Source organism: Trinickia sp. (assembly GCF_036503415.1).
Classification (GTDB): Bacteria; Pseudomonadota; Gammaproteobacteria; order Burkholderiales; family Burkholderiaceae; genus Trinickia.
This window is the reverse complement of sequence record NZ_DASXWY010000013.1, coordinates 1-15,903: the sequence shown is the minus strand read 5'-3', so window position 1 is coordinate 15,903 and position 15,903 is coordinate 1. Positions and strand designations below refer to the sequence as shown.

14 protein-coding genes are annotated in these 15,903 nt (G+C 62.8%); 8 read left to right on the top strand and 6 right to left on the bottom strand.

From position 1 onward, the window contains the following. Nucleotides 1-79 precede the first annotated feature (79 nt). From VGL01_RS02565 to VGL01_RS02555, 3 genes are all read left to right on the top strand, one after another. The gene (locus tag VGL01_RS02565; protein WP_331566760.1) at nt 80-526 is read left to right on the top strand and encodes an SRPBCC family protein; all 447 of its coding nucleotides are present in this window, start codon (nt 80-82) and stop codon (nt 524-526) included. Nucleotides 527-698: 172 nt separating this feature from the next. After that, nucleotides 699-1,412, top strand: coding sequence for an alanyl-tRNA editing protein (locus VGL01_RS02560; RefSeq protein WP_331566758.1), 714 nt, complete (start codon nt 699-701; stop codon nt 1,410-1,412). A gap of 29 nt (nt 1,413-1,441) precedes the next feature. Then, complete coding sequence (locus VGL01_RS02555; protein ID WP_331566756.1) at nt 1,442-2,299, top strand: AraC family transcriptional regulator; 858 nt, start codon at nt 1,442-1,444, stop codon at nt 2,297-2,299. Nucleotides 2,300-2,318: 19 nt separating this feature from the next. Here VGL01_RS02555 and VGL01_RS02550 read toward each other — a convergent pair whose 3' ends face one another. Next, complete coding sequence (locus tag VGL01_RS02550) at nt 2,319-3,137, bottom strand: class I SAM-dependent methyltransferase (protein ID WP_331566754.1); 819 nt, start codon at nt 3,135-3,137, stop codon at nt 2,319-2,321. A gap of 136 nt (nt 3,138-3,273) precedes the next feature. Beyond that, the gene (locus VGL01_RS02545) at nt 3,274-4,290 is read right to left on the bottom strand and encodes a 1-aminocyclopropane-1-carboxylate deaminase (protein WP_331566752.1); all 1,017 of its coding nucleotides are present in this window, start codon (nt 4,288-4,290) and stop codon (nt 3,274-3,276) included. Between the two features lie 189 nt (nt 4,291-4,479). Between VGL01_RS02545 and VGL01_RS02540 the strand changes: the two genes are divergently transcribed. Further along, nucleotides 4,480-4,980, top strand: coding sequence for an Lrp/AsnC family transcriptional regulator (locus tag VGL01_RS02540; RefSeq protein ID WP_331566750.1), 501 nt, complete (start codon nt 4,480-4,482; stop codon nt 4,978-4,980). 71 nt (nt 4,981-5,051) lie between these two features. Here the strand turns inward: VGL01_RS02540 and mdeB are convergent, their stop codons facing one another. Further along, nucleotides 5,052-7,772: an alpha-ketoglutarate dehydrogenase gene (gene mdeB, locus VGL01_RS02535; protein ID WP_331566748.1), complete on the bottom strand. Its 2,721-nt coding sequence runs from the start codon at nt 7,770-7,772 to the stop codon at nt 5,052-5,054. Between the two features lie 158 nt (nt 7,773-7,930). On the opposite strand from mdeB, the gene VGL01_RS02530 reads away from it, so the two are divergent. Then, nucleotides 7,931-8,434: an Lrp/AsnC family transcriptional regulator gene (locus VGL01_RS02530; protein ID WP_173259663.1), complete on the top strand. Its 504-nt coding sequence runs from the start codon at nt 7,931-7,933 to the stop codon at nt 8,432-8,434. Between the two features lie 25 nt (nt 8,435-8,459). Here VGL01_RS02530 and VGL01_RS02525 read toward each other — a convergent pair whose 3' ends face one another. The 3 genes from VGL01_RS02525 to yhdJ form a co-directional block, all read right to left on the bottom strand. Beyond that, complete coding sequence (locus tag VGL01_RS02525) at nt 8,460-9,662, bottom strand: exo-alpha-sialidase (RefSeq protein ID WP_331566746.1); 1,203 nt, start codon at nt 9,660-9,662, stop codon at nt 8,460-8,462. A gap of 30 nt (nt 9,663-9,692) precedes the next feature. Then, a complete protein-coding gene (locus VGL01_RS02520; RefSeq protein WP_331566744.1) occupies nt 9,693-9,962 on the bottom strand; it encodes a MoaD/ThiS family protein in 270 nt (89 codons plus the stop codon). 67 nt (nt 9,963-10,029) lie between these two features. Next, nucleotides 10,030-10,923: an adenine-specific DNA-methyltransferase gene (gene yhdJ / locus VGL01_RS02515; protein ID WP_331566742.1), complete on the bottom strand. Its 894-nt coding sequence runs from the start codon at nt 10,921-10,923 to the stop codon at nt 10,030-10,032. A 353-nt stretch (nt 10,924-11,276) separates the two neighbouring features. Between yhdJ and VGL01_RS02510 the strand changes: the two genes are divergently transcribed. From VGL01_RS02510 to VGL01_RS02500, 3 genes are all read left to right on the top strand, one after another. Then, nucleotides 11,277-12,284, top strand: coding sequence for a hypothetical protein (locus VGL01_RS02510; protein ID WP_331566740.1), 1,008 nt, complete (start codon nt 11,277-11,279; stop codon nt 12,282-12,284). A gap of 9 nt (nt 12,285-12,293) precedes the next feature. Further along, nucleotides 12,294-12,749, top strand: coding sequence for a phosphate ABC transporter substrate-binding protein (locus VGL01_RS02505; RefSeq protein WP_331566738.1), 456 nt, complete (start codon nt 12,294-12,296; stop codon nt 12,747-12,749). Between the two features lie 14 nt (nt 12,750-12,763). After that, nucleotides 12,764-15,903: bifunctional diguanylate cyclase/phosphodiesterase (locus tag VGL01_RS02500; protein WP_331566736.1), on the top strand; the 3,140-nt coding region annotated here is incomplete at its 3' end.

Here is a 15,903-nt window from a genome sequence, read left to right as displayed (position 1 = left end):
GTCGAGCGATGTCGATTCCGGCCGCCGTCGTTCGTCGTGTAGGATCGGGGACGCCGTCCCCTTTCTACCGGAGATTGCCATGTCGACCCATACCGTTCGCCTTCACCGTGTTCTGCGCGCCACGCCCGAGCGCGTCTACCGCGCGTTCCTCGACGCAGCCGCCATGAGCAAGTGGCTGCCCCCGCACGGATTCACTTGTAGCGTCCATGAGATGGACGCCAAGGTGGGTGGCAGCTATCGGATGTCGTTCACGAACTTCACGACGGGCGGCGGCCATTCATTCGGCGGGGAATATCTGGAACTCGTCCCGAACGAGCTCATTCGCTATACCGCCAGATTCGACGACCCCAATTTGCCCGGCACGATGCAGACGACAGTGTCGCTGCGGCAGGTCAGCTGCGGGACGGAATTGAACGTCGTCCAGGAAGGCATCCCTTCGGTCATCCCCAACGAGGGCTGCTATCTTGGGTGGCAGGAGTCGCTCTCGCTGTTGACGTTGCTCGTCGAGCCGGAAATCCGGCAGTAGCGCTCGAAGATTCGGGGCCTTGTCCGTCAGCTATCCGGCACCCCGTTCGGCGCCCCGTTCGAGCCTCCACGCCAGCGGCGGGGACAGCACTTTTGACCAAGACGGAACCACGGTGCCGCCGACTATACTGACTCGATCGTCAATCTTCGATATCGACAGACAGGTCACCGTCATGCCCCATTATCTTTGCCACGAGCAGCCCGATCTGCTCGAGTTCGATACCGTCATCGTCGACGCGCGCCCGGGTGCTGTCGTGCTCGCGCAATCCGCGCTGCATCCGGGCGGTGGCGGGCAGGTCTCGGATGCCGCAACGCTCGTCCATCAGCACGGCACGGTGCGCGTAACGAGCGTGTCGCTCGAACGCGGCCGCTATTGGCATCTTCTCGATGCGCCGCTCGAGCTCGCGGGTAACGTTCATGTGTCGATCGATGCGCAGCGGCGTTCGACCCTCGCACAACTGCACACCGCGACGCATATCCTCAATGCACTCGTCTACCAGGAGTTTGCCGGTGCGCTCGTCACGGGCGCGCAGATCAATGCCGATGGCGTGGCGCGGATGGACTTCGATCTGCCCGAGGCCGATAACGATCTGCTTCGAGCGCTCGAGCACCCGATCAACGAAATCATTCGCCAGGGGCTCGATGTGCGAACGCGATACGTGCCGACACGCGAAGCGCAGGCCACCCCGGGACTCATCCGTAGCCTGTCCGTCGCCCCGCCGCCTACGGACGACGGCATGATTCGCATCGTCGAAATCGGCGAGCTCGATCGGCAAGCGTGCGGCGGCACGCATCTATCCAATACCGCGCAATCGCGCCCGATTCGCCTCACCAAGATCGAGAACAAGGGGCGGCGGAACAGGCGCGTGCGGATCGAGCTCGCGTAAGCGGCGGGTCCTTCAGCGGAGCAACGACGATGGCAACCGGAAATCGCGCAGCGCGCGAAGATCTGACGTACCGGCGCGACGGCGCACTCGAAGGCGCGGCGTTGGCGACGGCGCGTTATGGCGCGCATGAATTCGGCCGGCACGTGCACGACGAACTCGTCATCGTCATGACCGAATTCGGTGGCGGCCAGTGCAACACGCGTGCCGGCAGCGACGTGTCGGGCCCAGGGACGGTCTGGGTCTTCGCGCCCGGCGAATATCATTGCGGCGAAGTCTGGGACGAAAAAGCCTGGCACTACCGCGCAATCTATCTCGACATGCAAGGGCTCGCCGCGCTCAGCGCGGTTTTCAACGAAGAGTCGCGCGACGACCGCTTACTGCATATTCCGCCCGGCCTCTATCGCGACGAGCAGCTCTGCTCGCTGCTCCTGAAAGCGCATACCAGTCTCGACGAGAACGCCAGCACGTCATTGATGGAACGGCAGGCGCATTGGTGGGCCGCGATGGGCATGCTGTTCGGGCGATACGGTCAACCCAAGCCGAGCGAAAGCCACGGCGGACGCGAGGGTCACAGAATGGCGAAGGTGAAGGACTACCTCGCCGCGCAATTCCAGCGCGATATTCCAATCGACGAGTTGGCCCGGCTCGTCGGCCTGAGCCGCTATCACCTGATGCGCGCGTTTTGCAAAGAGTATGGGTTACCGCCTCACGCTTATGTCAATCAACTGCGGCTGATCGCGGCAAAGCAATGGCTCGCGGCCGGCCGCAGCGCGGCCGACGCGGCCGTGAGCGCGGGGTTTTACGATCAAAGCCACCTCAATCGCGTATTCAAGAAGGCTTACGGGATCACACCGGGCGCCTATGCGGCACTGAGACCGGCGCTTTGAGCGCGATTCAGATACGTTTTCAAACGGCTTCGAATACAGCGGTCATCACCCCAAGCCGATCCTGCATCAGGTTCTTTCCCAGATTGGTGGTGAACTCCAGAAAGTCCGGCCCCATCACCACGCCGAGATTCGGCGAAGGCGGTGCGCCCGACGCACGCAATTGCGTGATCCAGGCCTTGGCGGCATCGCTATCGTCCCGCGATGTGACGGTGCGAAAGCCCGCCGATTCGATGGCTTCGCGTGTGGCATCCGCCGTCATCAGAAAGCTGGTGGCCGACGTTCTCGCCCATGGAACCGGGTAATGCGGATCGCCGTTTTTGAGTACGACATCGTAGGTTGCAAACCTGCCGCCCGGTTTCAGCACGCGCCGGATATTGTCATAGAGCCGCGGCCGATCCGCGATGTTCATCGCCACATGCTGCAGCAGCGCGACCTCGAATTGGCCGCGATCGAACGGCAGATCGAGCGCGCTGCCCGTTTCGAACGATACCGACGCGGTTTGTCTCGTGCGCTCGGTCAAGTAGCGCGCTGCATCGACGAACGGTTCGCTGAGGTCGATGCCGACCACTTTGCAGCCATGGGTTGCAGCCAGAAAGCGTGCAGGGCCGCCGATGCCCGAACCGATATCGAGAACCCGCATGTCGGCGCGAATACCGATCAACTCGCCAAGTTCGGCGGTCGCGGCAAGACCCCGCGTATGGAATTGATCGAGCGAAGCGAGCCGCTGGGGCGCGAGTAGTTCATCGTCCGGCCCCAGTGCCATGAGCGTGGCCGTCAGCCGCGCCCTCAGACCCGTCGCGCGATAGTGGTCGCGCACATCATTGAGTACGTCAGTCATTGCGAGCTCCTCGTTGGATGGTGAGGTGTACCGTACGCTCGCAATGCTGTTCGATAAAGCGCCTGAATCTATATAGATAGTGAAGCGTGACTACCCAATCGCATCATGTATCGGACGTCAGGCACCGCGCTTCGCTTCAGCCGTCGCGGAAGATAAAGCTGTATGCGCTCAGCGCCGGCACGCCGCCCAGATGCGCATAAAGCACCTTCGAGCCAGGCTCGAATTCGCCGCGACGCACTTTATCGATCATGCCGTGCATCGACTTGCCTTCATAGACCGGGTCCGTCAGCACGCCTTCGAACCGCGCGCACAGACGAATCGCCTCGAGCGTGCCCTCGTTCGGCAAACCGTATTCAGGGCCGCCATAACGCGTGTCGAGAATCACGTCCTTCTCCGTGATGTCGCGTCCGAGATCGACGAGTTCGGCCGTATGGCGCGCGATGCGCGTGATTTGCGCATGGGTCTTTTCGGGCGTGGCCGAGGCGTCGATACCGATGACGCGGTCCGCGCGACCGTCCGCCGCAAAACCCACGACCATCCCCGCCTGAGTGCTACCCGTCACCGAGCAGACGACGATGTAGTCGAACTTGAAGCCGAGCTCCGCTTCCTGCTGCCGCACTTCCTCGGCAAAGCCGACGAACCCCAGCCCGCCGAACGGATGCTCGGAGCAACCGGCCGGAATCGGATACGGCTTGCCGCCGGCCTTGCTCACGCTCTCGAGCGCCTCCTCCCAACTCGGACGGATGCCGATGTCGAAGCCATCCGCGACGAGCCGCACGTCCGCGCCCATGATGCGCGACATCTGGATGTTGCCTACGCGGTCATAAACGGCGTCGGAGTAGTTCACCCAGTTTTCCTGCACGAGGACGCACTTCATACCCAGATGCGCGGCAACGGCAGCCACCTGACGTGTCTGGTTCGACTGAATACCGCCGATCGATACGAGCGTGTCGCAACCTTGCTCGAGCGCGTCGGGGATCAAGTACTCGAGCTTGCGCGTCTTGTTGCCGCCGAACGCCAGGCCGCTGTTGCAGTCTTCCCGCTTGGCATACAGCTCCACCTTGCCGCCCAGATGTTCGCTCAAGCGCTTGAGCGGTTGAATCGGCGTCGGCCCGAATGTCAGCGGGTAACGAGGGAAGCGTTTGAGGTTCATCGAATGTCTCCGGAAAGGGTGCGACAAGGTATTCGTCGGAAGGTGACCGCCCGGCGGCGCATCGCATAGGGAAAATGATAGGGGGATGGCCGCGAAATGAGCTTGCGAAATAAATGGCGATGACCTACGTTAGGAGACCTCTATTCGCTCTGTGCGAACTTTAACTTCGAAAAAACCCTATTTGACGAAATGAAATTAAGCCCGGAATCCAGTCCCGCGTTGGACGCTCAGCCCGCATTGGATCGGATCGATCGCGCCATCCTCAAGCAGCTTCAGCAAGACGCGTCGATCTCGAACGTGAGCCTCGCGGCGAAAGTCAAACTGAGTGCACCCGCGTGCCTGCGGCGCGTCGAACGTTTGAAGGAAATGGGCCTGATACGCGGGATCGTCGCACTGCTCGATCCGAAAGCGCTCGGCATGGGGATGCTCGTCGTCATCGGCTTCGTGCTGGATCGCTCGACGCCCGAAGCATTCACCGCGTTCGAGAAAGCGGCACAGAAGGTATCGGGGTGCGTGGAATGCCACGTCGTGACGGGCGAATTCGATTACTTCATGCTCGTACGCACGCGCGACAACGAGAGCTTCAACCGGTTGCACGCCGAGCAACTGCTCTATCTGCCCGGCGTGCGGCAGGTACGCAGCTTCATGGTGCTGAAGGAGATTCTGTCGACGCATGCGTTGCCGCTGTAACGCATGCGTCGGACCATCGATTTCAACGAGCCGCGTCAGCGGCTATGCGGCGCCCCGGGTCGCTCAGGCACTCAGCGCTGCCACGGTGCGAGGCTCGCCGTAGACGCTTTCCCATACCGCTCGCGCGCGGTATGGACGACGCCGGGGTCGAGCTCGCCCTCGTCCGCCAGGGCCTTCAATGCGGCCACCACAATGCTGGCTCGGTCGACTTCGAAAAACGTCCGAAGCTCTTGCCGTGTATCGCTGCGGCCAAAGCCATCGGTGCCCAGCGTGACGTATCGGCGCGGCACGTACGCGCGGATCGATTCGGGTACCGCGCGAACATAATCGGTCGCGGCAATCACCGGCCCGCGCGATCCCTCGAGCGCCGAGCTCACGTATGGCGCGGCCGGGGCATCGCCAAGCCTTGCGCGCCGCTCGGCCGCGATTCCATCGCGCTGCAACTCGACGAAGCTCGTCACGCTCCAGACGCCCGCATCGATATCCCACTCTTCTTTCAACATGCGTTGCGCCGCGATGACTTCGGAGAGGATTGCCCCCGAGCCGAGCAGTTGCACGCGTGCCGTTTGCTGCGACACGGGCGAGAGCGGATAGAGGCCTCGGAGGATGCCGTCGCGCAGTGCCTCTCGATCCCCCTCCGGTAACGACGGTTGCGCGTAGTTCTCGTTCGTCACCGTCACGTAATAGAACACGTCGCACTGTTGCTCGACCATCTCGCGCATCCCCGCATCGACGATCGTTGCCACTTCGTAAGCGAACGCCGGATCGTAGGCACGGCAGTTCGGAATCGTCGATGCCGCGAGGTGACTCGTGCCGTCCTGATGCTGCAAGCCTTCGCCACCCAGCGTCGTACGGCCCGATGTCGCGCCGATGAGAAAGCCGCGGGCGCGCTGATCGGCCGCTGCCCATATCAGGTCGCCGATGCGCTGAAAACCGAACATCGAGTAGTAGATGTAAAACGGCAGCATCGGCAGGTCATGCACGCTGTAGGCCGTCGCGGCGGCGATCCATGACGAGATGGCGCCCGCTTCGGAAATCCCTTCCTCGAGAATCTGTCCGCGCGTGTCTTCGCGGTAGTACAGCATCGAGCCGAGATCCTCCGGCTCGTAACGCTGCCCGAGCGGCGAGTAGATCCCCACCTGCCGGAACATGTTGGCCATGCCGAACGTACGCGCTTCGTCAGCGACGATCGGCACCACGCGCGAACCGATTTCCCCGTCCTTGAGCAACGCGGTCAGCATGCGCACGAGCGCCATCGTCGTCGACATCTCGCGGCCGCCCGCCTCGAGCGCGAATGCTCCCCAGGTCGGCATCGAAGGGACGGTCAGCCCCTTCGATGCCGCTTTCCGCCTTCTGGGCAGAAAGCCTCCAAGGGCAGCCCGGCGCGCATGCAGGTATTGCATTTCCGGGCTGTCTTCCGCTGGCTTGTAAAAGGTCAGCCGCTCGACGTCCTCGTCCGACAGCGGCAGTTCAAAGCGATCGCGAAACGTCTTCAGATCGTCGACGTCGAGCTTCTTTTGTTGATGCGTCGTCATGCGGCCCTGCCCCGCCGTGCCCATTCCGAAGCCTTTCATCGTCTTGGCGAGAATCACGGTGGGCTGGCCTCGGTGCGCGAGGGCGCGCGCATAGGCCGCGTGCAGCTTGCGCGCGTCGTGACCGCCGCGCCGCAGGCGGTCGATCTCGGCATCGGAGAGCTCGGCAGCGAGCGCGGTCAGCGCCGGGTTCCGACTGAAAAAGCGCGCGCGGTTGTAGGCGCCGTCGTTGGCGGAGAACGTCTGGAACTGCCCGTCGACGGTCTCGGCGAATGCTCGGGCCAGCGCGCCGGCATGATCGCGCGCGAAGAGCGGGTCCCAATCCGAGCCCCACAGCACTTTGATGACGTTCCAGCCCGCGCCGGCAAAGAGCGCCTCGAGCTCGTCGATGATGCGGCTGTTGCCGCGCACCGGGCCGTCGAGCCGCTGAAGGTTGCAGTTGATGACGAACACGAGGTTGTCGAGCCCTTCGCGCGCGGCCAGTGAAAGCGCACCGATCGACTCGGGTTCGTCCATCTCGCCATCGCCGAAGAAGCCCCAGACCGTTCGGCCTTCCGTGCGCGCGAGCCCGCGGTTGTGCAGGTAGCGCATGAAGCGCGCCTGGTAGATCGAGTTGATCGGGCCGATGCCCATCGAGCCCGTCGGAAACTGCCAGAACTCGGGCATCAGCCACGGATGCGGGTACGAGCAGAGCCCGGGGCCCGCGATTTCCCGGCGGTAGTGCCGCAGGTGGTCCTCGCTCAGGAAGCCCTCGAGATAGGCACGTGCATAGACGCCCGGTGACGAATGCGGCTGAAAGTAGACGAGGTCGCCACCCGAGCCCTCCCCGCCTTCGGGCTGCGCCGCGCGAAAGAAGTGATTGAAACCGACTTCGAACAGATCCGACGCCGACGCATAGCTGGCGATATGTCCGCCCAGTTCGCCATAGGCGCGATTCGCGCGCACGACCATCGCCAGTGCGTTCCAGCGCAGCGCGGCCGAGAGCCGGGCTTCGATCTCGAGATCGCCCGGGTAAGGAGGCTGGTCGGCAACCGGGATCGTATTCACGTAGAGCGTGACGCGTGACGGTGCCCGTGTGAGGCCCTGCGTGTATGCGTGGTCGGTCAGACGGTCGAGCAGGAATTGCGCGCGGTCCTTGCCCACGTGAGCGACGATGGCGTCGAGTGCTTCGAGCCATTCGGCCGTTTCCTGGGGATCGTCGTCCAACTGCGCCGCACTCGCCCGTTTCGTTTCCTCGATACCGCTCGATAAGTCCGTCATAGCAGGTCTGCCTCCGGCGCGCCGGCTGGGGAGGCGCGCATCGATGGGGAATCATCGTACCCGGCATCGCGCAGAATTTGCGTTTGTTCTAACTGTGAATTCCTCTTCGGATAGTGTAAATATTCTGTTTTATCGATCGATTCCGGAATGTTTCGACTATGACCACGAATACGAGGCGTCTCGACCGCATCGACATCGGCATCCTCAACCAACTGCAACAGAACGCGCGGATCACGAATGCCGAGTTGGCGCGCTCGGTCAATCTGTCGCCGACGCCGTGCTTCAATCGCGTCCGTGCGCTCGAAAAGCTCGGACTGTTCAAGCAACAGGTGACGCTGCTCGATCCCGAGCCGCTTGGCCTGAGCATCAATGTGTTCATTCAGGTCAGCCTCGAAAAGCAGGTCGAACATGCGCTGCGGCGGTTCGAGCAGGCGATCTCCGAGCAGCCCGAGGTCATGGAGTGTTATCTGATGTCGGGGGACGCCGACTATCTATTGCGCGTGGTGATGCCCGATATGCGCGCGTTGGAGCGCTTCATCATCGAGCGGTTGACGACCATTCCCGGTGTGTCGAACATCCGGTCGAGCTTTGCGCTCAAGCAGGTGCGCTATAAAACCGCGCTGCCGTTGCCGGCGGCGGGGCTGACGCTGGTCGAGCCGTAAGCCCTGCAGCAGGTGGCGCGCATCTCTAGCCAAAGCTCACGTGATAGACGGGCGGCAGGTGCGCGGAGACTTCGTGCCAGGTCTCGCCCGCGTCGTCGGAAGTCCATAGCCCGCCCGTCGTCGAACCCATCGCGAGCCTCGTGCCCCGGGTGTCGATCGCCAGCCCGTGCCGATAGACCAGATCGTAAGCGGGCGCCGGTGGCAGGCCTTCGGAGAAGCGCTCGAACGTGCGGCCTCCATCGCGTGTGCGCGTGACGACGAAGGCGCCATCCACAGGAATACGGCAGGCATCCTTCACTGCCGGGACGAACCACGCCGTGTCGGGGTCTTGCGGGTGCACCGCCACGGCGAAACCGAAACTCGACGGTTGCGCTTCGATGCGCGTCCAGCGCTCGCCGCCATCGGTCGAGCGAAAAATTCCGCAGTGATGCTGCGTCCAGAGGACATTCGGTGCGGCGTTGCACTGAACGACGCGGTGCGGGTCTTGAACATTCGGTTCGCCGCGCCGCTCGGGCGGCATATAGTCGGCCTCCATCCCCTGTGCCGTGACACGCCACGTCGCACCGCCGTCGGCCGTTTGCCAGACGCCTCCCGATGAAACGCCCACCGTCACGTGACGGCTGTCGCGCGGGTCGATCAGCACCGAATGGATGCCCGCGTGGTCATAACCGCCCCCCATCCACTCGCGACGCTCCGGGCGGTCCCAGAGCGCATGGTTCAATGTCCAGCTTTCGCCGCCATCGTCCGAGCGAAACAGCCCGCCCGGGATCGTGCCGGCCCAGAGCGTGCCCGGCTCGTCGGGGCTACCCGGCTCCAGTGTCCAGATTTGTTCGAGCGACCAAAGTGGCTCCGGGACAGGCGGTACGGCTTCGCTGAGCGCGGACGAGGCAGCACTACCCGCCTCGGCGAGCCCATCGTCCGGACCAGCCATTTGCGCGGCTTGCGCCGATGCGGATGCCTCGGCGCCTTCGGGCTGCCGCGGATAAACCGGTGTGTTGCAGGGCTGCCATTCGCGCTCGCCGGCGGGCAGACGATGCAGCTTCACACCGAAATGGCCGAGATTGAGCGCGGCGTAAAGCGTCCCGTCGCGCGGATCGGCCAGCGCCGAGCTGACCGGTTCGCCCACGAAATGATGCTCGGCTTGCTTCCATCGGCCGGGGCGGGCGCCGTCCGTTTCGAAAACGAACAGCCCTTTGCGGGTCCCGACGATCAAGCGATCTCGATTCACGATGTCTGTCTCCGTTTTTATCCGCCTGCCTCAGCCGCCCGATAGCGCTTGCACGACATAGATGCGGCTCTCCGCGCCGACCGCATCCGAGAGGCGCCGGCGGTCGCGCACCGGCCTGCCGTCGACGTAGACGGCCAGATGCCGGCGCAGTCCGCCCTGGTCGTCGAGAATATACCCGCGCAGCCGCGGTTCGTCGGCGAAGACGACAGCCAGCGCTTCGTCGACCGTGCCGGCCGCAATGTCGCGCTCGGGCAGCGGAATATGGCGCTGAATCGAGGCGGCGAAGAACAGGTGTGCCATGGGGGTGGCGCGCTTCTTTAGGTGGGGTGCTTAAGTGTAGTACCGAGCAGGCCCGGGGTGCGCTCAGTCACACATTGGCGTCGAACGACTCCGTTGGGTCCTCAGCGGTTGCGCCGCCCTTTACGCCATTACGGTTGCTGCGAACGCAGGTCTTCTCCACAGGCCGCAGCGCCTCACCATTGAAATGCGTAGCGATACCGAGCCGGCGGAGGCCTATTTTTACGTAATCGGCCTGGAGTTCAATGCCAATGGAGCGACGTCCGAGCCGTTTGGCGACGACGCACGTCGTGAACGTGCCGCCGAACGGATCGAGCACAGTGTCTCCCGGGTTCGTGCTGGCTTTGACGATGCGCTCGAGAAGCGCTTCGGGCTTCTGGCTCGGATGCGCTTCGTACTCCGGCATGCGGTACCGCACGCGCGGCATGTACCAGGTATTGCCCGGAACTTTCGTCGTCTTGTACGGCGTGGGGACATCCTTTCGATAGTCGATCAGCTTGCGCACGGCGCCTGTGCGCGCTTCGACTTCGATATCGGCCACGTTGAAGGTGTAGTTTTTGGCGTCCTTGACGCAAAAGAGGATCGGTTCGTACAGCGAACCGAAGTGCTTCTTCGCTTGCACGCCCGAGCTGTCGTAATGCCAGACGATTCTCGACAGGATCGTAATGCGCTCGCGCAGCCACAGGTCGAGATAGGGCATCGCCTGCGTGCTCGTCATGACATAGAGGCTGCCGGTGGGCTTCAGCTTGCGGATGCAGGCATCGAGCCACTCGTAGCACCACTGAGCATAGGCCTTGTCGGAAGGCCAGGCGTCTCTGAACTCGCCGAATTGCTTGCCGATGTTGTACGGCGGGTCCGCAAAGATCAGATCGATCGACTCGTCGGCAATGCTGCCCAAAGCGTCGAGGCAATCGCCATGAAAGACGGTTGCATCGTCACCCTCGAATGTCTCGATCGATCCCATACGGCTATCAACCTCGTTGAAAGGCTGGTTTGACAAGTTGACGCGCATCTTAACAAGGAGACCGGGCCGCTCACCCCCGATGCATCGGACTCCCCGGCGCTCGCCCCGGGCACCCTGGGGAAACAGCGGACTCAAGTTTACGCGCTTTGTTCCGTAAACAAGCTAACTGCCTTAGGCAGCATGTAGCGAGGGTGAGAAGGTCAAGCAAGCCGGCGACATCTAGCCTGTGAAATTTCCGGCGGGAGGCAAACTCCATGACATTGAAACGGGCTCGATTCGCATCGATGTCTCTGATATGCGCCGCGGCAATAGCCTGCTGCGCGCCCGATGCGCTCGCGCAGGACGACCCTTCAATGTTTGCCCTGAGCGGTTTCGGCACTTTCGCAGCCACCCATTCGAGCCTGTCCACCGCGGACTTCGCGTCCAACCAGTTTCAGGCCTCCGGCGCCGGCGCCAGCCGCAATGTCGATTTCGAAGACGATTCGAAACTCGGCCTGCAGTTGCAAGCCCATTTGACGAAAAAAATCTCCGCACTGGTGCAAGTCGTTGCACGCGAAGACTATGCGTCGAGGTTTCGGCCCACGCTGGTCTGGGCCAACATCAATTACGCGTTCACCCCTGATTTCAATGTCCGCGTGGGCCGCGTCGAGATGCCGAATTTTCTGGCGGCGGACTACAGCGAAGTCGGATACGCCCTGCCGTGGGTCAGAGTGCCGCGCGCGCTGTATAACCTCGAACCCGTGACGAGCAGCGACGGAATCGACGCATCGTACCGCATGCACTTCGGCAGCGTGACCGATACGATTCGCGTCATCGCCGGCACCACGACTTTTCACACGCCGGGCCCGTTCCGCGCCCGAGGGACAGGCGTGCTGGGGCTCTTCGATACGATCGAGCGCGGCCCCCTTACCTGGCGCGTTGCCTATATGCACGCGCATTTGCAGTTGCCCTTTGGGCCACTATCGTCGACCACGGTCTACATGACAGGGGTGAGCCTCGATATGTCCCAATGGTTCGTGCAAGCCGAGATCGCCCGTCAAACCGCCACCGGCCTTTCGCCCGGATACATCGGCGGCTATGCGACGGCCGGCGTGCGCATTGCTCGAGTGACGCCCTATGTCACCTATGCGCAAGCGCATTCGCTCGACCATACGACAGCCGTCCCGAACATGAATTTCGGAGAGCGGGATCTGTCGGCGGGCGTGCGCTGGGATTTCGCCAAGAACTTCGACTTGAAAGTGCAGTACGACCACGTTTCGGCACCGGCGAATTCCACCGGGTGGTTCACGAATTTCGGGCCGGGATTCCATCTGGGGCCGAGCGCGAACGTCGTGACCGCGGCGGTCGATTTCGTATTCTGAGGCCCAGCCATGTACGCCTCGAGAATCCGACCGTTGCGAGCCCTGCTGCTCAATGCCTTCTTCGGCTTGTGCGGTTGGTTGTGCCTGACGCCGATATGCGAAGCTCACCTCGTCGTCATCGTTTCGCACAAAAGCCCTGTCACGACGCTGACGAAATCCCAAGTCGCCGATATCTATCTGGCACGGACGGCGCAATTGCCCGATGGCACCGAAGCCATTCCGCTCGATCAAGCGGACACCGGTGCCAACCGCAGCGAATTCTATGAGATCGTCACCGGAAAATCGCCGGCGCAATTGCGCGCCTACTGGTCGAAGCTGATCTTCACGGGCAGCGCGCAGCCCCCGCGCGTGTTCAACGACGTGGCCACGATCAAGCGGTTCATAGCCGATCATCCGAACGCACTGGGTTATATCGACGAGCAGGAGCTCGATCCCAGCGTGAAAGCCGTGCTCGTGTTGCGCTGACATCAGGCGAAGACATGAGCAAGAAAAACGCCTCCGTTCAAATCCGCCGTGACGGTGCGCCGCATCCCGAGCGCGCCGGCTCGCGCGCTGCCCGCATCGTGGCGTCCCTGCGCCGGCGGATAGCCGAAGACTATTTTCTGTTTCCGCTCTTCGCGCTCTTGCTGGTCGGCTCGGCTTGGGTCGGCGCGCTGCATTTGCTCGAGCACGAGCGCGAGGCCACGACGCAAACGGCGACGCAGCTCGCGCGCGGGTTGGCCGACGCATACGAGGCGCAGGTCGTTCGCAGCCTCGAAGCGATCGATCAGACTTTGAAGACCGTCGCTTATGCGTACACGATGTCCGGCCATGCCGCGCTTTCGCAACTGCAAGATCGCGCCATGCTGCCGTCACCCATCGTCTTCCGCATGGCGATGACCGACGCGCGCGGCAATATCGTCGCCAGCACGCAGCGCGACACGAACACCAACGTGGCAGCGCAGCCGTATTTTCTGCACTGCAGAAGCGGTAACGCGGATCAGCTTTATGTCGGTCACACGCAACGCAACCCACGTTCCGGGGCCGCGGAGATCATCTTCAGCCGGCCACTGGAAGACGTATCCGGGCGTTTCGCCGGCATCGTCATGCTCGCCGTCGATCCATCGTATTTCACGAGCGGTTACGACTTCGCGCGAATCGGCGGCAATGGCGTGCTCGCATTGCTAGGCAAAGATGGCGCCATGCGCGTCATGCAGCACGGGGACGCGGTGGACTGGGGGCAAACCATTGCGCAGTCGGCGCTCAGTACGCGATCGAGCGCATCGCTCGGTGTTCAGCCTTGGGATGCCGGAACGAAACGTTTCACCGAAATCCGCGTGCTGCGCGGGTTCCCGCTCATCGCGGTAGTCGGTCTCTCGCAGTCCGAACAATTCGAGCGATACCAGCGCGATCGCCGCAATCAGTTGCGTGCCCTGACTGTAGTCAGCGTGCTCGTATTGATGCTGACCGCGGTTCTCAGCCTGAAGAGCCGGCAACTCGCCAAGAGCCGCAGCCGTACGCGGCGGCTGGAGCAGACATACCTCGTCGCGTCCGAAGCGAGCCTCGATGCGTTCTTCGTCTGGGACCTCGTCTCGCGCATGCCGCATGATGGATCCCGCGCCCTTGGCACGCCGATGGAGCTCAGTTTCGTGCTGCGTGAGGTCAATCGACGCGGGCTCGAGCTCATCGGCAAAAGCCGTGAGCACGCTGTGGGCACATCGCCCGAGACGCTGTTCACAGGCGCGGACGCGCGACGCATTCGCGACGAATTCGCCGCCGTTTATCGTAGCGATACCTTCGAAGAGCACGAATGGATGCAAACACGCGAGAACGGCGCGCGTCTTTGGTTGCATCGCAGAGTGGTGCGTGTGGACGACGGCCTCGTTGCCATCGTGCGTGACGTCACATCGCGCAAACATGCGGAGGTGCGACGGGCCGAGCAGATTCGCGTGCTCGAGATGATCGCGACGAGCGCACCGCTGGAGGACGTCCTCGATTCGATCGTGCGGGTGCTTCAATCGCAGATTTCGCGCTGCGCGGGCGCCATTGTGCTGCGCGACGACGATGGCACCCATGTGCGGCTCGGCGCTGCACCGACCCTGCCGCCAGCTTTCGCCGCGCTCGTCGATGGCGAGCCGATCGGCCCCGACGCGAGCCCCGTCACCCTGCCCGTCTACTCTTGCGAGCCGGTCAATCGGAGCCTCAGCGAACCGCGCATCGCGCTTGCGCTCGCAGGCTCCGCCGTGGCCTTTACCCATTGCCGCGCGCTGCCGATCCTGGGCCATGATGGGCGCGCGGTCGGCTCGCTCGCGTTGTTCGTCAGCGGCGACGCGGAGCCGATCGACGGCAAATCGCAAGCGGCCGAGCTCGCCGTCCGTCTGGCCGGCATTGCGATCGAGCGTACCGCTTCGGAGAAACGCATCCGCCATATGGCGACGCACGATGCGCTAACCGGACTGCCGAATCGCACGCTGATGTCGGATCGGCTCGAACAGATGATGCTGCAAGCGCAGCGATATGAGCGTAGCGTGGCGGTGGTCTTCGTCGACCTCGACAACTTCAAGCTCATCAACGACAGCCTCGGGCATAGCGCAGGCGACGATCTACTCAGGGAAACCGCGGTGCGGATGGCGAACAGCGTGCGCTCGACGGATACCGTGGTGCGGCTCGGTGGGGACGAGTTCGTCCTCGTCATCGACTGCGATCGCAACGACGTGCGTGCCATCGAAACCACCGTCAAACGGCTGCGCGAGGCGATTCTGGAGCCCGTCGAGCTCGCGGGACAGTCCTATCACGTGACATGCAGCATGGGGGTAGCGATGTACCCGGCTGATGGGGACGCCGCCACAACGCTTTTGCAGAATGCCGATGCAGCGATGTATCGCGCGAAGGAGCTGGGCCGGAATAATTATCAGCTCTATGCGGCCGAGATGAATCACAACATTCGCGAGCGGCTGGTTCATCAGGCTCAATTGGGCGAAGCGCTGGCTCGTGGCGAGTTCCGGTTGACCTATCAGCCGCAAATCGATGCGAAAAGCGGCCGGATGTTCGGTGTGGAGGCTTTACTGAGGTGGGATCATCCGACCGATGGGACGATCCTTCCCGCGCAGTTCATTCCATTTGCGGAGGAATCCGGGCTGATCATTCCCATCGGGGATTGGGTGCTGCGCGAGGCGTGCCTGCAAAACAGGCGCTGGCAGGACCAGGGGCTGCCGCCGATCACGATGTCGGTGAATGTCTCGGCGCGGCAGTTCATGCAGGCCGGATGGGTGGAGGCTGTGTCCAGCGCACTTGCCGATACGGGGTTGGCGCCGGAGTATCTCGAGCTCGAGTTGACCGAGAGCCTGTTGATGCAGAACCTCGATCACTCGATCGAGACGATGGAGAAATTGGAACGGATGGGCGTGAAGCTCGCGATCGATGACTTCGGTACCGGTTATTCGAGCCTCAGTGCGCTCAAGCATCTTCCGGTGGCAAGGTTGAAGATCGATCAGTCGTTCGTGCGCGAGCTTCCCAACGACGCCAATGATAGGGCTATTGCTGCCGCGATTATCGCGTTGGGGCAGCGGTTGAAGATGCACGTCATCGCGGAAGGGGTGGAGACGCCGGAACAGGTGAGCTTCCTGCGCGAGACGGGTTG